Origin of the sequence: Bradyrhizobium sp. CCBAU 45389, from assembly GCF_028128625.1 — a bacterium.
GTDB lineage: Bacteria > Pseudomonadota > Alphaproteobacteria > Rhizobiales > Xanthobacteraceae > Bradyrhizobium > Bradyrhizobium liaoningense_B.
Genome location: NZ_LBIY01000010.1, coordinates 221,188 through 242,656, shown reverse-complemented (window position 1 = coordinate 242,656; position 21,469 = coordinate 221,188). Strand labels below are relative to the sequence as shown.

General features: G+C 65.6%; 19 protein-coding genes. 8 read left to right on the top strand and 11 right to left on the bottom strand.

Annotated elements, in window-relative coordinates; all coding sequences use genetic code 11:
- Window positions 1-14 precede the first annotated feature (14 nt).
- Genes XH79_RS06685 through XH79_RS06655 form a run of 7 tightly spaced genes read right to left on the bottom strand, consistent with a single transcriptional unit; the run spans window position 15 to window position 5,758 of the window.
- Window positions 15-1,187 carry a M24 family metallopeptidase gene (locus XH79_RS06685; RefSeq protein WP_271581123.1) on the bottom strand — a complete coding sequence of 391 codons (1,173 nt, stop codon included), beginning with the start codon at window positions 1,185-1,187 and terminating at the stop codon, window positions 15-17.
- Complete coding sequence (locus XH79_RS06680) at window positions 1,180-2,280, bottom strand: mandelate racemase/muconate lactonizing enzyme family protein (RefSeq protein WP_271581122.1); 1,101 nt, start codon at window positions 2,278-2,280, stop codon at window positions 1,180-1,182. Before XH79_RS06680 ends, XH79_RS06685 begins: the two co-directional genes overlap by 8 nt.
- Before the next feature lie 11 nt (window positions 2,281-2,291).
- Window positions 2,292-3,221, bottom strand: a complete 930-nt coding sequence (locus tag XH79_RS06675) for a M20 family metallopeptidase (protein WP_271581121.1) — start codon at window positions 3,219-3,221, stop codon at window positions 2,292-2,294.
- Window positions 3,170-3,448, bottom strand: a complete 279-nt coding sequence (locus tag XH79_RS06670; protein ID WP_271581120.1) for a hypothetical protein — start codon at window positions 3,446-3,448, stop codon at window positions 3,170-3,172. Before XH79_RS06670 ends, XH79_RS06675 begins: the two co-directional genes overlap by 52 nt.
- Before the next feature lie 22 nt (window positions 3,449-3,470).
- On the bottom strand, window positions 3,471-4,205 hold the full coding sequence (locus tag XH79_RS06665) for an amino acid ABC transporter ATP-binding protein (RefSeq protein WP_271581119.1): 735 nt from the start codon (window positions 4,203-4,205) through the stop codon (window positions 3,471-3,473).
- A 5-nt stretch (window positions 4,206-4,210) separates the two neighbouring features.
- The gene (locus tag XH79_RS06660) at window positions 4,211-4,936 is read right to left on the bottom strand and encodes an amino acid ABC transporter permease (protein WP_271581118.1); all 726 of its coding nucleotides are present in this window, start codon (window positions 4,934-4,936) and stop codon (window positions 4,211-4,213) included.
- 12 nt (window positions 4,937-4,948) lie between these two features.
- Entirely contained in the window at window positions 4,949-5,758 is an 810-nt protein-coding gene (locus XH79_RS06655) for an ABC transporter substrate-binding protein (protein WP_271581117.1), read from the bottom strand.
- A 192-nt stretch (window positions 5,759-5,950) separates the two neighbouring features.
- Here XH79_RS06655 and XH79_RS06650 point away from each other — a divergent pair, with 192 nt between their 5' ends.
- Entirely contained in the window at window positions 5,951-6,841 is an 891-nt protein-coding gene (locus tag XH79_RS06650; protein ID WP_212336341.1) for a GntR family transcriptional regulator, read from the top strand.
- Between the two features lie 45 nt (window positions 6,842-6,886).
- Here XH79_RS06650 and XH79_RS06645 read toward each other — a convergent pair whose 3' ends face one another.
- Entirely contained in the window at window positions 6,887-7,840 is a 954-nt protein-coding gene (locus XH79_RS06645) for an AEC family transporter (protein ID WP_271581116.1), read from the bottom strand.
- Between the two features lie 106 nt (window positions 7,841-7,946).
- Between XH79_RS06645 and hspQ the strand changes: the two genes are divergently transcribed.
- Window positions 7,947-8,279 carry a heat shock protein HspQ gene (hspQ, locus tag XH79_RS06640; protein WP_092290415.1) on the top strand — a complete coding sequence of 111 codons (333 nt, stop codon included), beginning with the start codon at window positions 7,947-7,949 and terminating at the stop codon, window positions 8,277-8,279.
- Between the two features lie 100 nt (window positions 8,280-8,379).
- On the opposite strand, the gene XH79_RS06635 is transcribed toward hspQ, so the two are convergent.
- Window positions 8,380-9,204, bottom strand: a complete 825-nt coding sequence (locus tag XH79_RS06635; RefSeq protein ID WP_212336337.1) for an invasion associated locus B family protein — start codon at window positions 9,202-9,204, stop codon at window positions 8,380-8,382.
- A gap of 260 nt (window positions 9,205-9,464) precedes the next feature.
- Between XH79_RS06635 and XH79_RS06630 the strand changes: the two genes are divergently transcribed.
- The 4 genes from XH79_RS06630 (at window position 9,465) to allE (ending at window position 15,202) form a co-directional block, all read left to right on the top strand.
- Complete coding sequence (locus XH79_RS06630) at window positions 9,465-11,309, top strand: extracellular solute-binding protein (protein WP_271581142.1); 1,845 nt, start codon at window positions 9,465-9,467, stop codon at window positions 11,307-11,309.
- 4 nt (window positions 11,310-11,313) lie between these two features.
- On the top strand, window positions 11,314-12,816 hold the full coding sequence (locus tag XH79_RS06625; RefSeq protein ID WP_271581115.1) for a class I adenylate-forming enzyme family protein: 1,503 nt from the start codon (window positions 11,314-11,316) through the stop codon (window positions 12,814-12,816).
- Window positions 12,817-12,901: 85 nt separating this feature from the next.
- Entirely contained in the window at window positions 12,902-14,125 is a 1,224-nt protein-coding gene (locus XH79_RS06620; protein ID WP_271581114.1) for a GGDEF domain-containing protein, read from the top strand.
- A gap of 279 nt (window positions 14,126-14,404) precedes the next feature.
- Entirely contained in the window at window positions 14,405-15,202 is a 798-nt protein-coding gene (allE, locus tag XH79_RS06615) for a (S)-ureidoglycine aminohydrolase (protein WP_271581113.1), read from the top strand.
- Window positions 15,203-15,372: 170 nt separating this feature from the next.
- Here the strand turns inward: allE and mfd are convergent, their stop codons facing one another.
- Window positions 15,373-18,891 carry a transcription-repair coupling factor gene (mfd, locus tag XH79_RS06610; RefSeq protein ID WP_271581112.1) on the bottom strand — a complete coding sequence of 1,173 codons (3,519 nt, stop codon included), beginning with the start codon at window positions 18,889-18,891 and terminating at the stop codon, window positions 15,373-15,375.
- On the bottom strand, window positions 18,888-19,178 hold the full coding sequence (locus tag XH79_RS06605; RefSeq protein WP_271581111.1) for an FAD assembly factor SdhE: 291 nt from the start codon (window positions 19,176-19,178) through the stop codon (window positions 18,888-18,890). The genes mfd and XH79_RS06605 overlap by 4 nt, the downstream gene beginning before the upstream one ends.
- A gap of 407 nt (window positions 19,179-19,585) precedes the next feature.
- On the opposite strand from XH79_RS06605, the gene XH79_RS06600 reads away from it, so the two are divergent.
- Entirely contained in the window at window positions 19,586-20,776 is a 1,191-nt protein-coding gene (locus XH79_RS06600) for an RNA ligase RtcB family protein (protein WP_271581110.1), read from the top strand.
- Entirely contained in the window at window positions 20,773-21,396 is a 624-nt protein-coding gene (gene prfH, locus XH79_RS06595; protein WP_212336323.1) for a peptide chain release factor H, read from the top strand. The genes XH79_RS06600 and prfH overlap by 4 nt, the downstream gene beginning before the upstream one ends.
- The last annotated feature ends 73 nt before the right edge of the window (window positions 21,397-21,469 follow it).

The following is a 21,469-nucleotide window of genomic DNA, read 5'->3' as shown; positions in this document are numbered from 1 at the left end:
TCCTGCCCTTGGCATCAGCTTGCGACGCGCAGGATGGAGCGATCGATGGTGCTGAGCGGCCGGCAGCCGGTTTCGGTGACGATGACGGTCTCGCTGACGCCGACGGTGAATTGGCCGAAATCCCGCATTGCGACCGGGAGGTGAAACGTCATGCCGGGGCGCAATTCCGTGGTCACGCCCGTGTACAGGCTGAGCACGCCGCCCTCGCCCCAATCGGGCGCGAAGGCGATGCCGATGCTGTAGCCAACCCGCTTCTTGAAGTTCTCGGTGTAGCCGGCGCGATCGATGATCCGCTGACAGGCGAGATGCGGCGCTTCGCAAAGCGCGCCCGGCTTGATCGCGTCGAGCGCCGCGGACAGCCCGTCCTGACAGGTCTTCTCCATGTCGATCGCGCGCTGCGGCATGGCGCCAATCCAGGCGCTGCGCATCAGCGCCGCGTGGTAGCGATCATGGCTGGCGGCCATTTCCAGAAACGCGGGATCGTTCGCGCCGATCCGTCCGCGCCGCCAGGTGCCATGCGGCACGCCGCTGCGGCGGCCGACGGAGACCAGCGGCTCCATGCCGACATATTCCGAGCCCGAGGCGATCGACGTTCCCACCATCGCAGAGACGAGGTCGTTCTCGCTCGCCCCATACTTGACCGCGGCAAGGCCTGCGCGCATGCCGGCCTCGACATAGGATGCCGCGGTGGCGATCTTCTCGAGCTCAGCCGCCGATTTCACGATACGAAGCTGTTCGATGATGCCGGCGCCATCGTGCAGTGTCCCAAGCTTGTCCTGGAGCGCTTCATAGGTCGCCACAGGCAAGAACCAGCCGCGCTTGTCGATTGCGATGCGCTTCGATGCCCAGCCGCGGTCCTTGATGACGTTGACCAGGAAGTTCACCGGCTGGTCGCCGTCCTGGTAGACTTGCGCATTGGCGATGAACGTATTCGCGATGAAGTTGAAATATTCGAGCTGGCGGACGACGAAGGCCGGCTCGCCCTCGACCGGGAGGACCAGCGCCTGGAAGGTGTAATAGCCCGGCGTCTGCTGCCCCGTGAGGTAGAAGATGTTTTCGGGCCCGGTGACGACCATGACGTCGATCCCGGCCTTGGCGAGCAGCGCACGCGCACGCGCGACCCGTCCGTCGTATTCCTGCTTGGGGAAGGCTGATTCAGAGCCCTGCTGGACGGCATCGCTAGTCATATCTGTAGTCTCCGATGAGCTTGGTGGTGGCGGCGTCGAACTTCACGCCGAGGCCAGGGGCGCGCTCCGCATGGATTGCCCCGTCGGTGTAGGAGATGCCGGAGACCGGATCATTGACGAGCCCGTCAGCTCCGTAGAGCTCGGCGAATTCAGGCTTGGTCGCGCAGGCGACGTGCAGCGCCGCCGCGGTGGCAGCGGCGCCCTCGTTCATCTGACCGATCATGAAGGGCACGCCGGCAGCAGACAGCTTCCGCGCGGCCGCAACGGTCGGCGCAATGCCGCCGAGCTTCACGAGCTTGAGATGTGCGAAGACGCGCCCTCGATGGGCGCACACCTGTGCGATATCACTGGCCGTGGCGATGCTCTCGTCGAGCATCACGGGAATCGGGCTCTTCCGCGCGAGCTCATCGACGCCAGCCCAGTCGCCCGCCGGCACCGGCTGCTCGACATAAGCGAGATCATACGCGGCGAGCGCCTCGAGCTTGGCCAGCGCCTCGTCGGCCGTCCAGCGTCCGTTGGCATCCGCCGCAATCTTCACCCGTCCGCCGAAGCGCTGGCGCAGGGCCGCGACCCGTCGCAGATCCTCGGCAAAATCGCCGAAGGCGATGCGCACCTTGAGATCGCCAAAGCCGCGATCGACATAGGTCTGTGCCTTGGCAAGGAAGTCCTCGTGCGAGGACCAGAACAGGGTCTGGTTGGTCTTGCAGGTCACATCCTCATTCGGCGCGCCAAGCCAGGCGGCCAGGGTCTTGCGCTCCCGGCGCGCGACGAGATCGTGCAATGCGCAATCGATCAGCGTGCGGACCGGCGCGATGTATGGCACCTCCCAGAGCGTCATCATCGCGATCAGATCGAGCGGATCGCGCCGCCAGTCGACCTCGCGAACGGCGGCGATGATGGCGTCTACCACGGTCCGCTCGTCATAGCCGTTGAGATAGGCGATGTTGGCCCTCACCTCGCCGACGCCGACCGTCTCGCCGTCATCGAGCCGCAGATAGACTTCCGCCAGGGACGGAATGCTGCCCGACGACGCCGTGTGCAGGACGAGCCCGCCGCCATAGTGCAGATCGGCCAGATGCAGTGAAACGCGCAAGACGCTCGGTCCTAGTTGCGCAGCATGGCTTTCGCCACGCCGCGATAGATCAGGCTGGACGTGATGAACTCGTCGGTCGGCACGAACTCGTCGGGCTTGTGGGCAACGGCGAGATCGCCAGGACCGATCACGACTCCTTGCGCGCCGACGCCCGTGAAATGCACGAGGTCGCAAGCGCCCTGGAAGCCGAACGGGCCCGGCTTTGCCACACCGTGGGCACGGCTCGCGGCAAGGCTCGCCTGCACGATCGCGCTGTCCTGCGCCGTTTCCGTCGCCCCGCCCGTCGTCGCCTTGTAGTCGACGACTTCGGCGCGCAGGCTGAAGCGTTTGCGCGCGACGACGAGAAGCTCGTCGATCTCGCGCTTCACGGCGTCCTCGTCCTCTCCCGGCACCATCCGGCGATCGAGCAGAAGATCGCAGGCGCCGGGCAGCACGTTGTCGGCATGGCCACCGTTGATCCTGGTGACCGTGAGGCTGGCGGTTCCGACCAGGGGATGGTTGCGGTGACGGACGACCTTGTCGTGATGCTCGGCGACGAGGCCCAGCAACTCGCCGGCCCGGTAGATCGCGTTCTCGCCGAGATGCGGCGTTCCGGAATGCGCGGAGACGCCGAACACCCGCACGACGGGCCGCAGGCTGCCCTTGTGCGCGGAGAAGACGGCATTCGAGGTCGGCTCGCCGACCACGGCGGCGTCGATCCGAGGATGGCTCGCGGCATAGAATTTGGCGCCTTCGCTGGCGATCTCTTCATCCGCGACGAAGACGCCGAGCAGCGTTCCCGACCATGCCGCACGATCGGTCGCGAGCATCCGCATGGCCTCCAGCATCGCCGCCAGCGGCCCCTTGCAGTCGCAGGCGCCGCGGCCATAGAGCCGGCCGTCCTTCTCGGTCAGGCTAAAGGGATCGGAGGACCAGCCTTCGCCGACGGGCACAACATCCATATGGGTGTTGAAGCGAAGACGGGGCCGGCGCCATTCTCTAGCCGCGCCACGACGTTGACCCGTCCAGGCTTGTACTCCTGCAAGCCGACGTCGAAGCCATCGGTGACCAGCAGGTCGTGCAGATATTGCGCCGCCGGGGCTTCGTGACCGGGAGGATTTTGCGTGTCGATCGCAATGAGCCTTGCGAGCTCCCGCTTCATGCGGGCGACATCGGGAGAAGTGGACATCGAGGGGCTCCGGATATCGGGGTCAGTGAAGGATCTGATCGAGAAAGCGGCGCGCCCGGTCGTTGACCGTGCCGCCAAAGAACTGGTCGCTCGGCGCGCTCTCGATGATCTCGCCGCTTTCCATGAACACAATTCTGTCGGCGGCGCGCTTGGCGAAACCCATCTCATGGGTGACGACGATGCTCGTCATGCCCTCGGCGCTGAGGGTCGTCATGACATCGAGCACCTCGCGGATCATTTCCGGATCGAGCGCGGAGGTCGGCTCATCGTACAGCATCAGCTTGGGCCGCATCGCGAGCGCGCGCGCAATGGCGACGCGCTGCTGCTGACCGCCGGACAGTTCGTCCGGGAAGGCGTCCGCCTTCTCGGGGATCTGCACCTTGCGCAAGAGGTCGACCGCGATGTCATGGGCATCGGCACGGCTCATTCCCAAAATCTTCACGGGCGCCAGCATGACGTTCTCGGCCGCCGACAGATGAGCGAACAGCTCGAAATTCTGGAACACCATGCCGATCTGCCGGCGCAACAAATGCGCGGTGCGCCGGGCTCGCGTGATGTTCTCGCCTTCGAAGAAGATGTCGCCGCTGTCGACCGTCTCCAGCAGGTTGACGCAGCGCAAGAGCGTCGACTTGCCGGACCCTGATGGTCCGATCACGACGAGCGTCTCCGACGGATCGACCGTCAGCGTGCAGGTCTTCAGAACCTGCGTCGCGCCAAAGCTTTTGTTGATGCCGACGATTTCGAGAAGATGCTGCATCCGCGTTATCGCACCGCCAGCGCCTTCGATGTTCCGAGCATCCGTTCGGTCAGGGTCAGCCGCCGCATCCGCTGCCGCTTCTTGGGATCAAGCACGGTCTCGAGCAGGATCTGCAGGCCCATGAAGGCCGTGGTCATCGCGAGATAATAGATGCCGGCGGCGGTCAACGCCTCGAAATAGCGGAAGTCGGCGCTCGCCGTCTGGTTCGCGACCAGCAGCAGCTCCTCCACGGCAATGACCGAAACAAGTGCGCTGAGCTTCAGCATGCCGATCATCTGGTTGCCGATTGGCGGCAGCACGATCCGCGCGGCCTGCGGAATCACGACGTAGCGCATCATCTCGGTTCGGGTCATGCCGAGCGCGAGACCGGCGGTACGCTGTCCTTTCTTCACGGCCTGGAGACCCGAACGCAGGATCTCCGCCATGTAGGCGCCCTCGTTCAGCGACAATGCCAGCACCGCGCACACGAAGGCCGAAAGCCTGATGCCGAACGACGGCAGCACGTTGTAGATGAAGATGATCTGAAACAGCACCGGCGTGCCGCGGAATAGCCAGAGATAGGCCAACGTGACGACAGTGCCGATCCGGGTCTGGCTCTCCTGGATCAACGCAAGCACGAGGCCGATCAGGACGCCGAAGATCAGCGAGGCGACCGTCAGCAGCAGCGTCATCTCCGCGCCGCGCAGGAAATTCGGCGATGTCAGGTATTTCAGGACGAGTTCGATGGACACCGGCAGGCTCCTTCAGTCGAACAGCGACACCGAGGCAGGAAACTTCCAGGTTTCGATCAGCTTCTTGTAGGAGCCGTCGGCAACGATCTCCTTCAGCGCGGCCTCCATCGCCGACTTCATCGCGGTGTCGCCCTTGCGCACGGCCATGCCGATCTGCGTGTTGGCTTCGAACTCCGCCCCCGCCACGGCGTAGACGCCGGGCACCTTGTCCATCAACTCGACCACGCCGGGCGTGGAATTGAACAGGACATCGGCCCGCCCCTGCCGGAGCGTCAGCGCCGAATCCTGCGCAGTCGGGAGCGTCATCACATTGATGGCGGCAAGCCCCTTGTCGCGGCAGCGCTTGTCGTCCTGTCGCGCGTAGGTTTCCTGGATGCCGCCAAGGGTGACGGCGATGGTCTTGCCGCAAAGGGAATCGTCGCGACCGGTGATCTTGGCGGGATTGCCCGCCTGCACCAGAACGAGCGTGCCGATCTTGAGGTAGGGGACGAAGTCCACCTGGGCCGCCCGCTGCTCGTTGATGTACATGGCCGAATTGATGATGTCGGCGCGGCCGCCTTGCAGCGCGACGATCAGCCCCTTGAACTCCATGTTCATGGGCTTGGGCTCGACGGCGAGCTTCTTGCTCAAGAGGCCGATCATGTCGATGTCGAAGCCGGAGAGCTTGCCGTCCTTCTGAAACTCGAACGGCGCGAAGGTGCCGGCAACGCCGTAGGTCAGTGCGCCCTTTTCAACCAGCGTGGCTGACGAGAGGTCGGCCGCCATCACCGATCCGGACAGGCAAAGCGACAGGATTCCGCAGGCAAGGCGTAAACGAGACATGGGTAACCCCTGTGGCTTGATTGTTTTATTGTTGGCTAATATACAATCTTTGCCGCCTTTTACGTCAAGCCTGATCCGCGAGCATCCGCTGTCTAAGCTTTAGTCAGATGGATTTTGACCGGGATCTCAGCTCAAGCCATTGTATCGCAAGTAACAACTCGTACTTCAGGATGGATCCCAGAGCCTCCCGCCATGGCGCGGTCAACCCAGCAAACCCGCTTTCGCCTCGCCAACCAGATCCTGGATGTCATCAGGGACGCCAAGCTGGAGCCCGGCCATCATCTGCGCGAGCAGCAGCTCGCCGATCTGATCGGCGTCTCGCGGACCCCGATCAGGTCGGCGCTGGACCTGCTTGCCGAGCGCGGCATCGTCGAGACCAGGAAGAACCACGGCTTCTTCCTGCGCAAGCCGTTCGATTCGCTGCATCGTATCGAGATCGAGGTGCCATCGACGGCGGACGAGAAGCTCTACGCAAGGCTCGTTCGCGACCGGCTCGAGCACCGCATTCCCAGCTCCATCACCCAGAGCGAGATCGCGCGCCGCTATGACGTGGACCGCGTCGCGCTGGCGCGCACCCTCTCCCGTCTTGCCGAAGACGGCCTGATCGCACGCAAGCAAGGGCATGGCTGGGCGTTCCTGCCGACGCTCGACTCCGTCATCTCGCTGCGTGCCAGCTACGAATTTCGCCTGACGATCGAGCCCTCGGCGTTTCTGCTGGCGACTTTCAAGCCGGATCCCGCCGCCATCGAACGAATGCGCCTGCAGCACCTTTACCTGGTCTCGCACCCCGACATCGCATCGGTCTCCAGCACGCAATTGTTCGAGACGGACGCCGCATTTCACGAGATGTGCGCCGAGTTCTGCGGCAACGCATTCTTCGCCCAGGCGGTTCAGTATCAGAACCGGCTGCGGCGCCTGCTTGAATTCGGCAGCTATTTCGACAGCCGGCGCGTCCGCGAATGGTGCCGGGAGCACCTCGCGATCATCGAGGCCATTGCCGACGGTGACGCGCCGCTGGCCTCGACCCGCATGCGCGCCCACCTGGAGCAGGCATTTCTCGCCGCGCGGACCGCAGCATCGTGACGGAAAGAACCGTTCGTCAGGTCTTGAACGGCCTGACCACTTCCCTCACGGAAACACGAGCCGGCCGGTCTGGATCGCCCACATCACGCTGGTCAGCGTGACCACCGACGCAAACGTCCCGAGCAGCACGGCGACGGAGGCGGATTCGATCCAGGCATCGTTCTGCCGAGCAATGACGAACACGTTGAGCGCCGGCGGCAGCGAGGCCATCAGCACGGCGGTCGCGGCCCAGGGCTGCGCGAACGGACCGAACGCCAGCATCAAGCCGAACGCCGCGAACGGATGGATCAGGAGCTTCACCGCGATCACGCCGGGCACCTCCCACGGCACACGGTCGAACGGACGCAGCGCCACGGTCACGCCGAGCACGAACAGCGCGGTCGGCGCGGCCGCGTTCTGGAGGAAGGTGACGGTGCGGTCGAGCGCGACCGGCAACTCGATATGGAGCGCGGCCACCGCCGCGCCAAAGCAGGCCGACATGATCAGCGGGTTGAGCACGATTTGCTTCAGCACCACGCCGAAGGCGTGCACTATGGAGGGATGGTCGCGATCGGAGAGCTCGATCAGGAGCGGCACGATCGTGAACAGGAAGATGCTGTCGCAGCAGAAGATCAGCGCGGTCGGCGCCGCAGCCTTGGTCCCGAGCACGGCGAGCGCCAGTCCGGGTCCCATATAGCCGATATTGCCGTAGCCGCCGGAGAGGCCCGCGAGCGTCGCCTCGCGCAATGTCAGGCGTCCCAGCACCTTGCCGACGACCAGCGCCAGGGTGAACGCCACAACCGTCGACAGCGTGGTCGCGACCAGAAACGGCGGGTTGTTCAGCTCCGCGAACGGCGTCTTCGACATGATTGCGAAGAGCAGCGCCGGCAGTGACACGTAGAGCAGGAAGAAGTTCATCCAGGCGAGGCCCGATTCCGGCAGGGCCTTGACCTTGCCGCAGGCGAAACCAACGAAGATCAGGCCAAAATAAGGTAGAGCCAGATTGAGGATATCGAGCATTGATGAAGTGTTTTCTGAAGACTTGGGGGCTATCCGCCCCGGACGCGAAGGTTAATTCCAGATAAGGCCACTAGCATCGGCCACAATCCTGGTCTATCGACGGGGGATGATTAAAGCGCGGACCGCCAAATTCCAGATCGGACAGGTCGTGCGCCACCGGATCTTCTCGTTCCGGGGCGTGATCTTCGACATCGATCCGGAATTCAACAACACCGAGGAGTGGTGGCTGTCGATTCCCGAGGAAGTGCGGCCCCACAAGGACCAGCCGTTCTATCACCTGCTCGCGGAGAACGCGGAGTCGGAATACGTCGCCTACGTCTCCGAACAGAACTTGTTGCCCGATGATTCCGGCGAGCCGATCCGGCACTCGCAAGTCGCAGAGATCTTCATCAAGAACAAGGATGGCGGCTACCGCCCCCGTAATCCGTCGCTGAACTGAAGTTTCACCGCCGACATACGACCAGCACAAGCCGACATACGGCCAGCAAAAAAGGCGCTCGAGATGAGCGCCTTTTTCATGCCCGGGATTTGAACCCCGATTACTTCTGACCGGTCGGCGCCGCACCGGGCGGCGTGCCCTGCTGCTCGAGCTTCTTGCGCTGCTCGTCAGCCTTCTTCTGAAGCTCTTCCTGGAGCTTCTTCTGGGTTTCCTCGAACACCTTCGGATCGGTCGGCGGACCGTCATAGGCCTTCTGGAATTCGCCGGCGAGCGGCAGCGGCAGGGTCAGCGGCGCGCCGTTGGCGTTGATCGCCTGGACAACGAGGTTCTGGCCCTTCTTCATGCTGTTGATGAGCTCGGGCGTGGCCTCGTAGTCGGACATGCAGCCGTTCTGGAAGCAGATCACATACGGCTGCTGCAGCGGTGCGTTGCCATCCACGATGATCCGGGTGCCGTGGACCAGTTGCATGCCGAGCGGCAGCGTCACGCGCAGGATCTTCTTGGGCTCGCCTTCCGGCTCGATGATGACGGCGGCAATGACCGGCTGGCCCGATTCGATGCGACCGTCCTTGCCGGTGAAGCAGACCTGCTTGGCGTTGGCGTCCTGGCCCTTGAGGCAGAACTTGGTCCAGGGAGCGTAGATCAGCTGGATCTGCTGGTCGGCGGGCTGGGCCGCGCCCTGCTGCGCCGGAGCGCCCTGGGCAGGAGCTTGAGCGGGGGCCTGGGCCGCCGGTGCGGGAGCCTTGGGGGCAGCCTTCGGAGCCGCTTTCGGAGCCGGAGCCGCCTTGGGCGCCGCGGGCGCGCCGGGGGCCGGAGCCGGGGTCTGGGCTTCGGCAGCAAACGGAACGGCCAATGCCGTCGCCGTCAACAAGGCGAGAAGTCGCCCGCGCGGCCGGACGGACGCGGCCAAGTAACGGAAATTCATTGCAGAAAACCCTTTCTGAACGGGAAGTGCCCGAACCGCTCCGAAGCACCGAACCAAGCCGCCTTGGGCGCGGCTCTCTCCCCGTCAATTGAGGCGGATACGTGACGGGCTCGGCGCTCTTGCGCGATTGGGTGCCTTCTTAGCGTGGCCGACGAAAAGATCAATGCCGACAAGCGTCTTTGACCACATCCGCAGCTGCGCCCAGTGAAATTCCCTGTGATAGGATTCGGGCTCGCCGGTCCTCGAATCAACGTGTGCCGATGTTCATGTTCCAGCGCCTCTTCGAGGGCCCCGGTCACCGCCTCTGCGTCCTTGCCTTTGCGCTCGCCGCTGGCCTGTCGACCGGTGCTGCACGCGCCGAAGAAGCCCATGCCATCGCCATGCACGGCAAGCCGGCGATGCCCGCCGATTTCACCCACATGCCCTACGCCAATCCCGATGCCCGCAAGGGCGGCCGGCTGACCTGGGGCATTCTCGGAACCTTCGACAGTCTCAATCCCTTCATCGTGAAGGGATTGGCGGTGCAGCCGGTCCGCAGCTACGTGGTCGAGAGCCTGCTTGCGCGCGGCCAGGACGAACCGTTCACGCTTTACGGCCTGCTTGCAAAATCGGTCGAAACCGACGACGACCGGACCTTCGTCACGTTCCGCCTCGATCCCCGCGCCCGCTTCTCCGACGGCAAGCCGGTAACGGCCGAGGACGTGCTGTTCTCCTGGCAGCTGCTGCGCGACCACGGCCGCCCGAACCTGCGGCAATACTATGCTAAGGCCGCGAAGGCTGAGGCAACCGACCCCCTCACCGTCCGCTTCGATCTTGCCGGGGCCAACGACCGGGAACTGCCGCTGATCCTCGGCCTGATGCCGATCCTGCCGAAGCATGCGATTGACGTTGCGACCTTCGAGGAGACGACGCTGACGGGGCCGGTCGGCTCCGGCCCCTACCGGGTCACGGCAGTGAAACCCGGCGCCAGCGTGACGCTCACGCGCAATCCCGATTATTGGGGCCGCGACCTCGCCGTGAATCGGGGCCTGTTCAATTTCGACGAGATCAGGCTCGATTATTTTCGCGAGGCGAACGGCCAGTTCGAAGCCTTCAAGCGCGGCCTCTACGATTTCCGCGTCGAGCACGAGCCGCTGCGCTGGCACGACGGCTACGATTTTCCGGCCGCCCGAAGCGGCGAGGTGATCCGCGACACGGTCAAGCCGGGCGTGCCGCAACCGTCAGAATTCCTGGTGTTCAACACCCGCCGTCCGGTCTTCGCCGACATCCGGGTGCGGAAGGCCCTGACGCTGCTGTTCGATTTCGAGCTGGTCAACCGCAACTACTTCTTCGGCCTCTATTCGCGCGTCGCCGGCTATTTCGCCGGCTCCGAGCTGTCGGCCTATGGCAGGCCTGCGGATGCGCGCGAGCGCGAGCTGCTCAAACCCTTCGCCGCGCAGATTCCGCCCGAGATATTGGAGGGCAGCTACCGTCTGCCCGTGACCGATGGTTCGGGCCGCGACCGCACCACTCTGCGCGCCGCGCTGAAACTGTTGTCGGAGGCCGGCTACGATCTCGACGGCACGGTGCTGCGCAGCCGTACGACCAAGGCGCCCTTCACCTTCGAGATCATGGTCACGACCCGCGACCAGGAGCGCATCGCGCTCGCCTTCCAGCGCGACCTCAAGCGCGCCGGCATCGAGGCCAGCGTGCGCGCGGTCGATCCCGTGCAATTCGACCAGCGCCGGCTCGCCTACGAGTTCGACATGATCCAGAACCGCTGGGACCAGTCGCTGTCGCCCGGCAACGAGCAGTATTTCTATTGGGGCAGCGCTGCCGCCGACAATCCGGGCACCCGAAACTACATGGGCGCCAGGGATCCCGCCATCGACGCCATGATCGGCGCCCTGCTGGAGGCCCGCGAACATACGGATTTCATCTCGGCAGTGCGCGCGCTCGATCGCGCCCTGATCGCGGGCTTCTACACAATCCCGCTGTTTAACGTATCCGAGCAATGGATCGCGCGCTGGAATCGGATAGAACGACCGAAGGCCACCGCGCTGTCCGGCTACCTGCCGGAGACCTGGTGGTCGAAGGGTGAGCCTCAAGCGACGCAAACGAAGTGACGCCGTGAACCAGACAGCCGTATCGCCGACGCTCGACACGCTGTTTCAGCGCACGCTGATGCGGCAGCCGCACGCGACCGCCCTGCTCGATCCCCTCAACAAGGCGCGCGTCACCGGACATCAGCCGCGGCGGATGAGCTATACCGAGGCCGACACGGCCATCGAGGCTCTGTCGGCCCATTTCGTCGAATCGGGCCTGCCGGCCAATTCCGTCATCGCGATCCAGTTGCCCAATACGGTGGAGTTCGTGCTCACCGTGCTCGCCGCCCATCGCGCCGGCCTCGTCGTCGCCGTGCTGCCGCTGCTGTGGCGGCACGCGGAACTGACCGCGGCGCTGAACCGCACCGCGGCACGCGCCATCGTCACCATGAGCACGGTCGACGGCGTCAGCTATGCCGACCTCGCGATGCACGCCGCCGCCGAGGCGTTCTCGATCCGTCACGTCTACGGCTTCGGACGCGACCTGCCCGAAGGCATGGCCTCGCTCGACGACGTCCTGGCCCGTCCGCCCGGCACCACGCGCGCCGTGATCCAGGACGGCCGCAAGGCGGCGATGATCTCCTTCGACGTCACGGCGGAGGGCTTTCGCCCGGTGCCGCGGCCGCATTTCAGCCTGATCGCCGGCGGGCTTGCGATGTCCCTCGAAGCCGACATCAAGCAGGGCGCGACCGTGATGGCGGCGTTCACGCCGATGTCGTTTGCAGGCCTCGCCTCTTCGCTGGCGGTGTGGCTGCTGTCGGGCGGCACGCTGGCGCTGCATCACCCGTTCGAGAACGACGTGCTGGAGCAGCAGATCAACGCGCACGAATGCGAGGTGCTGATCGCGCCGGCGCAGCTCGCGCTGCGGCTGGGCGACGCCGATCTCGCGGCGCGGATGCCGACGTTGCGCAACGTCATCGGCCTGTGGCGCGCGCCGGAGCAGGTCGCGGCGAGCGATGCCTGGATCGCGCCGCATGCGCCGCTGACGGACGTCTATCTGTTCGGCGAGGCCGGATTGTTCGGTGCCCGCCGCGGCGAGGACGGCATGCCGGTGCCGGTGATGCCGGGACCGCACGGCGCGCCGCGCGAACAGGCCGGCTCCTCCATTGCCGGCGAGATCCTCTTGACGCCGAAGGGCACGCTTGGCCTGCGCGGGGCGATGGTGCCGATCGCGGCCTACGCCCCGCCGCAGCTGGTCGGCGAGACACTGATCGCGCAGCCGCCGCGCGACTATGTCGATACCGGTTATGCGGCGCGGCTCGACCGGGCGAACGGCGCAATCTGTATCACCGCACCGCCCTCCGGCATCATGGCCGTCGGCGGCTACCGCTTCCTCTCCAACGACCTCCAGGAATGGGCGCGCCGGCTCGGCCAGGGCGCCCTGCTCACCGCGCTGCCCGACCGCCTCTCCGGCCACCGGCTGGCAGGACGGGCCCAGGACAATGCCCGCGCCCGCGAGGCGCTCAGCGAGCTCGGGCTTAACCCCCTGATGGTCGAGGCTTTTCGCGACCGCTCCGGGCCGGCCTGAGCACAGTTTCAAGGGCTCCGTTGACGCCGCATTAAGGCGGCCAAACTAGATTGCGCGGCACCTGTTGCGTGATCAGAGTTTTTCGATGTCCCAGGCGGGCCCGATCCTGTTTGTGTCCAATGCCGAGCGCCCCGCCGTCGTTGCGGCGCTGGACGAAGCCCGGCTCTTCCCCGTGGTCGACACCGACTGGGCCAGCGCGACACGCGCGGTCGAGCAGGTGCAGCCGGCCGCGGTGCTCGCCGCGATGCACAGCGGACATGAGCCGCATCTGGCGCTGCTCGCCAGGAAGATCGCCGACCAATCGCCCTACCTTCCCTTCGTGGCCCTGGATGCGACGGGCACGCTGCCGCACAACGCCCTGCCCTTCGCCTCGCGCGACGGCCATCCCGAACGTCTGAGCGCAAGGCTGCGTGCCGCGCTACGCGTCCGCACCCTGCATTCGACCGTGCTGCGCCGGCTGCCAGAGGCCAAGGTCGTGCTGCCCGAGGGCGACCCCTCGCGCGATGCCACCGTGCTGCTGATCGGCCGCGGCGCCGCCTATCCGGCCCTCTCCGTCGCACTCGGCGAGCGCGTCGGCGTGGTCGGCGCGCTCTCGATCGAGGCCGCGGCGAAACATCTCAACACCCGCGATATCGACGGCGTCGTGCTCGCCGAAGGCTTCACCGCACGCGTGACCGATGCCTTCCTCACCGTGCTCGCCGAGGACACCCGCTTCCGCACCCTGCCCGTGGTCGTCACCGCGCACCAGCTCGTGCAGAGCTACGACCTGCCCAATCTCGAGCTCATCGCGGGCGAGCCGACGAGGATCGCCGCCAACGCGCTGCCGCTGATCCGCCAGCACGCAATGGAGGCGCAGCTGAGCCGCACGCTGCGCTCGATCGATGCCGGCGGCTGGCTCGATCCGCGCAGCGGTCTGCTCACCACGGAAGCCTTCGCCCGCGATTTTGCCAAGGCGGTCGAGCAGACGCTGGCCCGCGGCGGCGGCCTGTCGGTGGCGCGCTTCGCCTTCGATCCCAACAATCCCCGCGCCCAGCTCGATGCCGCGCGCATTCTCAGCCGTCTGATGCGGCAGATGGATTTTGGCGCGGCGCAGAAGGACGGCTCGGTCATCGTCGTGTTCGCGGAGACCGACTTCCGCACCGCGCACATGATCGCGCGCCGGCTGTCCGCAGTGATGCGGCACACGTCCAACGGCAAGCACGAGATGCGCAGCGATCCCGTGGTCAGCGTGGACTCGCTGTCGCCGTCGGACACGGCAAGGTCGCTGCTGGCGCGGCTGTCGGCGGACGCATCAAGGGCGGCGTCGTAGTCACGCCCCCGCTGCCGTAGGGTGGGCAAAGCGACTTGTCCGCCGTAGCTCGAAGAGCGAAGGCGGAAGCGTGCCCACCACATCCCTCGTTCTGGAAAAATGGTGGCACGGCGCAAGAGCGCCTTTGCCCACCCTACGGCACTGCCGTTGCAGTGCATCTCGCTCTCATCTATCAAATTGAACGAGCCGGCAGAACGACATCATCCACGTCGCAACGCCCCGGTCTTGCGCCGACGCTTTGCAGCGACGCGCTGTTGCGCGTTGGCCGAGGACTCTGAGATGCATCCCACCGATCTGCCTGTCCAACCCGGCGTCGTTCGTCCCGGCGCGATCGGTCACAGCCGTGCTGTCGTCGGCCGCAATTTCGCGTTCATGCCGCCTGAAGGCGTCTTGAAGAGCCGGCTGCCGGCGTGGGCGTCAACAACCGTGCGTTTTCTGGCGGCGCCGAGCCTCGGAGCCGATTTTGCCCAGTTCATGCTGGAGATCGAGCCCTCGGGCGGCACGGCGCAGCCGATCTGCGTGGATGTTCAGCACTTCTTCTACGTCGTGGCGGGGGCCGTCGACATCAGCATAGGCAGCGAAGCCCCGACCTCGCTGACAGCAGGCGCGTTTGCCTATGTTCCGGCCAGCACGTCCTTCACGATGAGCTGCCATCCCGGTGCTGCCGCCCGCGTTCTCGCCGTCAAGAAGCGGTATGAAACGGCTGACGGCATCGCGTCACCGACGGCAATCATCGGTCAGCAACAATCGATGCCGATCACGAACCATACCGGATTGGAGGGGCGCGGCTTCAAGCACCTGCTGCCGATGGGCGACCTGCGGTTCGACTTCGAGATGAACCTGATGTTCTTCCAACCCGGCGTCTGCTTTCCAGCCGTCGAGACCCATATCATGGAACACGGGTTGTTCATGCTGGAGGGGCAAGGCCTGTACTATCTCGGCGATAGCTGGCACGAAATCTGGGTTGATGACTTCATCTGGATGGGATCGTTCTGTCCGCAACAATTCTATCCCACCGGTTCGAGCCGCGCGGTCTATCTTCTGTACAAGAACGTCAACCGGGACGTGGTCCTCTGACGGGGGACGCAGGGCAGCGGCGAGCAGAAGCACCGTAGGGTGGGCAAAGGCGCGTAGCGCCGTGCCCACCATCTCTCCGCCATGACGGAAGCGGTGGGCACGCGTCCGCCTTCTCTTCGAGCTACGGCGGACAAGTCGCTTTGCCCACCCTACGAGATCTCGCTTCGCCGCTACGCCGCCTTCTTGCTCTCCGCCAGTTGCGCCAGCTGGCGCATGATCTCGGTGGTGCCGGCGAGACGATCTTCCGGCGTCTCCCACTCCTGCAGGAACACCACCTTCATGTCGGGCCGCACCTTGGCGGCCTGGCCGTAGCTGCGGATGAAGGTGACGAGGCGATCGGGATAGGCGAAGGAATTGTCGCGGAAGACGATGACGGCGCCCTTCGGGCCGGCGTCGATCTTCTCGACATTGGCCCTGCGGCAGAACGCCTTGATCGCAGCGACCTTGAAGAGGTAGCGCACTTCGTCCGGCAGCACGCCGAAACGGTCGCGCATCTCCGCGCCAAAATTCTCGATCTCCTCCTCGGTGTCGAGATCGGCCAGCCGCCGATACAGCGACAGCCGCACCGAGAGGTCGCTGACGTAATCCTCGGGGATGAGCACCGGCATACCGATGGTGATCGACGGCGACCAGCGGTCGGCGGCGGGCTCGGAGACGCCGGCCTTGAGGTTGACGATCGCCTCCTCCAGCATCGACTGGTAGAGCTCGAAGCCGACCTCCTTGATGTGGCCGGACTGTTCCTCGCCGAGCAGATTGCCGGCGCCGCGGATGTCGAGGTCGTGTGAGGCGAGCTGGAAGCCCGCGCCCAGCGTCTCCAGCGATTGCAGCACGGTGAGCCGGCGCTCGGCCTGCGCCGTGATCTTCTGCTGCGCCGGCAGCGTGAACAGCGCATAGGCCCGCAGCTTCGAACGGCCGACGCGGCCGCGAAGCTGATAGAGCTGAGCAAGGCCGAACATGTCGGCGCGGTGCACGATCAGCGTGTTGGCGTTGGGGATGTCGAGACCGGACTCCACGATGGTGGTCGATAGCAGGATGTCGAACTTGCCGTCATAGAACGCGGTCATGATGTCCTCGATCACGGCAGGCGGCATCTGGCCGTGCGCGACAGCGACCTTCATCTCCGGCACGTTCTTGTCGAGGAAGTCCTTGACCTCGGCTAGATCGTCGATGCGCGGCACCACGTAGAACGCCTGGCCGCCGCGATAGCGCTCGCGCAAGAGCGCCTCGCGGATCATCAGCGGATCGTGCGGGGCAACGAAGGTGCGCACCGCGAGGCGATCGACCGGAGGCGACGCGATGATCGAGAGCTCGCGGACGCCGGTCAGCGCCAGCTGCAGCGTGCGCGGGATCGGCGTCGCCGACAGCGTCAGCACATGCACCTCGGAACGAAGCGCCTTCAGCCGCTCCTTGTGGGTGACCCCGAAATGCTGCTCCTCGTCGACGATGACGAGGCCGAGGTCGCGGAATTTGATGGCCTTGCCGAGCAGCGCGTGGGTGCCGACGACGATATCGACGGAGCCGTCGGCGATGCCCTTCTTGACCTGGTTCAGCTCCTTGGTCGCGACCAGGCGCGAGGCCTGCGCCACGTTCACCGGAAAGCCCTTGAAGCGCTCGGTGAAGGTTTTTGCGTGCTGGCGCGCGAGCAGCGTGGTCGGCACCACGACCGCAACCTGCTTGCCTTCGAGCGCAACGGCAAACGCCGCGCGCAGCGCCACCTCCGTCTTGCCGAAGCCGACGTCGCCGCAGATCAGCCGATCCATCGGACGACCGAGCTCCAGGTCTTTCAGGGTGGATTCGATGGCCCCTAACTGGTCCTCGGTCTCATCATAGGGGAACCGCGCGCAGAACTCGTCATAGAGGCCCTGCTGCACCGGCAGCTTTGGCGCCTCGTGCAGATGGCGCGCGGCAGCGATCTTGATCAGCTCGCCCGCGATCTCGCGAATGCGGTTCTTGAGCTTCGCCTTGCGCGTCTGCCAGCCGGAGCCGCCGAGACGATCGAGCTCGACCGTGGTCTGGTCCGAGCCGTAGCGCGACAGCAGCTCGATGTTCTCGACCGGCAGAAACAGCTTGGTCTCGGCGGCATAATGCAGCTCGAGGCAGTCATGCGGCGCGCCGGCTACATCGAGGGTCTGCAGGCCGATGAAGCGGCCGATGCCGTGCTCGACATGGACGACGATGTCGCCGGCGGCAAGGCTCGTCACCTCCGAGATGAAATTGTCGAGCTTGCGGCTCGCCTTGCGGGGCCGCACCAGGCGGTCGCCCAGAATGTCCTGCTCGCTGATGAGCGCGATCTCGTCGGTCTCGAAACCACTCTCCAGGCCGAGCACGGCGAGCATGGTCTCGTTGCGCGGGGTCGCCTGCACCGTCCGCCAGCTGTTGACGCTGGTGGTATGGGCAAGCTTGTGGTCGCGCAGCATCGAGGTCATGCGATCGCGCGAGCCTTCCGTCCAGAGCGCGATCACGACCTTCTTGCGCTGGGCTTGCAGCGCCATGACGTGGCTGACGACGGACTCGAACACGTTGACGGTGGTGTCATTGCGTTCCGGCGCGAAGTCGCGGCCCTTGCGCGCGCCGGCATCGACGACACTCGTCCCGTCCGCCGGGACCGAGAACTGCGTCAACCGCACCAGCGGCATCCCGCTTTCGCGCTTGGTCCACTCCTCGTCGGTCAAATAGAGCCGGTCCGGCGGCAGCGGCTTGTAAATAGCGCCACCGCCGGGATGCTCCATGGCGTCGCGGCGGGCCTCGTAATAGTCCTGGATCTGCTTGAAGCGCTCGCGGATTGCATCCTCGGCCTGCGGCTCGATCGCAACGGCGGCCCCTTGCAGATAATCGAACAGCGTGTCCATCCGGTCCTGGAACAGCGGCAGCCAGTGCTCCATGCCGGGATGGCGGCGGCCCTCGCTGACCGCCTCGTACAGCGCATCGTCGCGCTCGGGCGCGCCGAACTCGGCGACGTAGCCCATGCGGAAACGGCGAATGGTGTCGGTGACGAGCTGGAATTCGGAGACCGGCACGAGGTCAAGCGAGCGCATGTCGAGCAGCGTGCGCTGGGTCTCGGCATCGAAGGAGCGGATCGATTCCAGGCTGTCGCCGAAGAAGTCGAAGCGGACCGGCTGCTCGAGGCCGGCCGGAAACAGGTCCAGAATGCCGCCGCGCACGGCGTATTCGCCGGGCTCGCGCACGGTGGAGGAGCGGTTGTAGCCGTTGTGCTCGAGCCAGGCGACGACGGTGTCCATCGGCACGACATTGCCCGGGGCAACGGACAGCGCCTGCGCGGCGACGAGCTCGCGCGCGGGCACGCGCTGCACCACCGCGTTCACCGTGGTCAGCACGATCAGCGGCTTGTCGCTGCCGGTGAGCGAGGCGAGCCGCGCCAGCGTGGTCAGGCGCTGCGCGAGAATGCCGCCATGCGGCGAGACGCGGTCATAGGGCTGACAGTCCCAGGCCGGAAAGGTCAGCACCGGCAGATCGGGCGCGAAGAACCGCAGCGCGCGTTCGAGCTGCTGCATGCGCCCGCCGTCGCGGCAGACCACGGCGAGGCTGACGGCCGGCTTCTTCGGCCGCGCCGCGATGGCACGGGCGAGATCGGAGACGACGAGGCCTTCCGCGCCCTCCGCGACATTGGCGAGCGTCAGCGCGCGGCCGGGCGTGAGCAGCTCGGCCGGAGATTTCATCCCCTGCTTCATGCGTTGCCGTCCGCGATCGGAAACGCCTTGATGCGGGAAAACAGCGCGCCGGTAACGTCGGCCGGCAGCACCTTGTCGCCGGTGATGGCGGCATAGAGATCGGGGTCGTTGACCTCGAGCAGGGCCTCGAGCTGATCAAGCTCGGCGTCGGACAGGTTGCCGATCTCGGCATCCGCGAAGCGGCCGAGGATCAGGTCCATCTCGCGCGTGCCGCGGTGCCAGCAGCGGAACAGAAGCCGCTTGCGGCGGTCATCCAGCCCGCTGCTCGATCGTGTCGTTCCCGTCATGTCTCAAATCCAGTCAAACGCAGAAAGCCCGGACGTGCCGGGCGGGGCTGATATAGGCCCTGCGCCTTGGAAAGTCAGCAGCATTCCCCGCGCCAGTCCGTGCAAAAATAAGGGGTGTGGCTTGCAGGCCCGATCAGGCGTGCTCCGCCTCCAGCCGGACTCCACCCGGCCAGCGTCATCACCTGTGATTTGACCCGTGACTTGCGGCTTTTCGATTTCGCCGCTATGTGTCTTGCCGGTTCCGTCGCCCCTATTCGTGCGACCATCAGGGAGAAGGCTCGATGACGATCATGTCTCGCCGCCCCGTCGAGGGCATCGCCTAAACTGCGCGTGCGTTGGCCGCGCCGTTAGGGAAACCACGCGCGTCCCTGCGCGTGTCGACATCCCTACCTTCTGAAAGCTTTTTAATGGGCACTTTTCCCAACGTGGACGGCCGCGCGCCGATCCACATCTTCGCCTCGTCCAAAACGTGGATCGAAGGCAACGCAACGCTTCAACTTGAACACGTCGCTGGGCTGCCTGGAGTCCGGGCGGTTGCCGCCATGCCTGATCTTCATCCGGGCAAATATGGTCCGGTCGGCTGCGCCATTCTGTCAGACCGGATTCACCCGCAACTGGTCGGCTCCGACATCGGCTGCGGCATGGGCCTGTTCGAACTGGACATCGCGGCGCGCAAGCTGCGGCTCGATCATCTTGCCGAACGCATGCACGCGCTCGACCACCCCTGGAATGGCGACGTGGAAAACGCGCTGGCCGATGCAGACCTCGGGACCACCACCTTCGATGCCGCGCTCGGCAGCATCGGCGGCGGCAATCATTTCTGCGAGCTGCAAGCCATCGACGAAATCCTTGCGCCGGAGGCAGCCGCGAGAGCTGGCCTCGACCGGAGCCTCGCGTACGTCCTGGTTCATTCCGGCTCGCGAGGCCTTGGCTTCTCGATCCTGGAGCGGGCTTTGCGGGGCGAACAGGCCCCCCTTTCCATCGGCAGCGACGAAGGAGAGGCCTATCTGGCAGAACATGATCACGCCGTGCGATGGGCGAAGCTCAATCGCCGCATCATCGCCGAGCGGACCGCCGCGGCGGCGCGCGCCGGCCTGCGTGCGGTGAGCGACCTCGCGCACAACATGGTCGAGTATCGGCGTGCCGCAACGGGTGATGTCCTGGCACTGCATCGCAAGGGAGCGGCTGCCGCGGATCGCGGACTGGTGCCGGTGCCAGGATCGCGCGGAACGCTGTCGTACCTGGTCGAGCCTCTGGCGGACATGCAGGCCGAAGCGCTCGCATCGCTCGCGCACGGAGCAGGCCGCAAGTACGACCGTGCGTCCATGCACGGTCGCGTCCGGGTCAAGCGGTCCGACATCGCAAGGCTGGAACGCAATCCGTTCGGCGGCATCGTCGTCTGCGGAGATCGCGGCCTGCTCGCGGAGGAAGCGCCGGACGCCTACAAGAGCATCGAGCGCGTCATCGCCGACCTCGTGGAGTTCGGCCTCGCGCGCGTGGTGGCCACCTTCCGGCCGCTGCTGACCTTCAAGAAGGCCCAGTCCAGCGCCGCCGCGAGCGGCAAGCGCGACAAGAGCTGGAAGGAGGATCGCCGATGATCCGGCTTCTGTTCACCAGCGGACGCGGCCCGGCGGAATGCCGGATCGCGGTCGCCAATGCAGTTGCAGCTCTCGTCGCCGAAGCGACCTCGCTTGGATTCGACACCGACCATCTTGAAGGACCCAGTCCCGACAAGCACGGTCCGGCATCAGCGCTCGTTGTCGTCCATGGCGATGGCGCAGCCGCCTTTGCGCGCCCGTGGATTGGTGCGGTCCAATGGACGGCGCAAAGCCCGCTCAGGCCGCATCACAAGCGAAAGAACTGGTTCATCGGCGTTTTCGAGCTTCCAGCGCTGCCCGACGCGCCGAAAGCCATCAGCGCCCAGGATGTTCGCTTTGAAGCCTTCCGGGCCGGTGGCCCGGGCGGCCAGCATCAGAACAAGACCGAAAGCGCCGTGCGGGCCGTCCACGTTCCAAGCGGGCTTGCGGTCGTGGCGCGCGAAGAACGTTCGCAACATCGGAACAAGGCGCTGGCACTGGAGCGGCTGGCGGCCCTGCTCAGGCTGCAAGGCGAACTGGCCGCGATCGCCGCCCGGAACGAGACCCACGCGGCACACGATCAGCTCGAGCGCGGCCGGCCGGTCAAGCGGTTCAAAGGCGCCGCGTTTCGAGCCGCATAGCGTCGCCAAACCTGGATCGGCAGCGTTCTGCCGGTCCAGGCGGCCCCATCATGGCCGGGACGGAATAAAGCCG

Bases quoted from the DNA above. Each gene is read 5' to 3' on its own strand.
- XH79_RS06685 (WP_271581123.1), bottom strand. From the start codon at position 1,187: ATGACTAGCGATGCCGTCCAGCAGGGCTCTGAATCAGCCTTCCCCAAG.
- XH79_RS06675 (WP_271581121.1), bottom strand. From the start codon at position 3,221: ATGGATGTTGTGCCCGTCGGCGAAGGCTGGTCCTCCGATCCCTTTAGC.
- XH79_RS06670 (WP_271581120.1), bottom strand. From the start codon at position 3,448: ATGTCCACTTCTCCCGATGTCGCCCGCATGAAGCGGGAGCTCGCAAGG.
- XH79_RS06665 (WP_271581119.1), bottom strand. From the start codon at position 4,205: ATGCAGCATCTTCTCGAAATCGTCGGCATCAACAAAAGCTTTGGCGCG.
- XH79_RS06655 (WP_271581117.1), bottom strand. From the start codon at position 5,758: ATGTCTCGTTTACGCCTTGCCTGCGGAATCCTGTCGCTTTGCCTGTCC.
- XH79_RS06650 (WP_212336341.1), top strand. From the start codon at position 5,951: ATGGCGCGGTCAACCCAGCAAACCCGCTTTCGCCTCGCCAACCAGATC.
- XH79_RS06645 (WP_271581116.1), bottom strand. From the start codon at position 7,840: ATGCTCGATATCCTCAATCTGGCTCTACCTTATTTTGGCCTGATCTTC.
- hspQ (WP_092290415.1), top strand. From the start codon at position 7,947: ATGATTAAAGCGCGGACCGCCAAATTCCAGATCGGACAGGTCGTGCGC.
- XH79_RS06635 (WP_212336337.1), bottom strand. From the start codon at position 9,204: ATGAATTTCCGTTACTTGGCCGCGTCCGTCCGGCCGCGCGGGCGACTT.
- XH79_RS06630 (WP_271581142.1), top strand. From the start codon at position 9,465: ATGTTCATGTTCCAGCGCCTCTTCGAGGGCCCCGGTCACCGCCTCTGC.
- XH79_RS06620 (WP_271581114.1), top strand. From the start codon at position 12,902: ATGTCCCAGGCGGGCCCGATCCTGTTTGTGTCCAATGCCGAGCGCCCC.
- allE (WP_271581113.1), top strand. From the start codon at position 14,405: ATGCATCCCACCGATCTGCCTGTCCAACCCGGCGTCGTTCGTCCCGGC.
- mfd (WP_271581112.1), bottom strand. From the start codon at position 18,891: ATGAAGCAGGGGATGAAATCTCCGGCCGAGCTGCTCACGCCCGGCCGC.
- XH79_RS06605 (WP_271581111.1), bottom strand. From the start codon at position 19,178: ATGACGGGAACGACACGATCGAGCAGCGGGCTGGATGACCGCCGCAAG.
- XH79_RS06600 (WP_271581110.1), top strand. From the start codon at position 19,586: ATGGGCACTTTTCCCAACGTGGACGGCCGCGCGCCGATCCACATCTTC.
- prfH (WP_212336323.1), top strand. From the start codon at position 20,773: ATGATCCGGCTTCTGTTCACCAGCGGACGCGGCCCGGCGGAATGCCGG.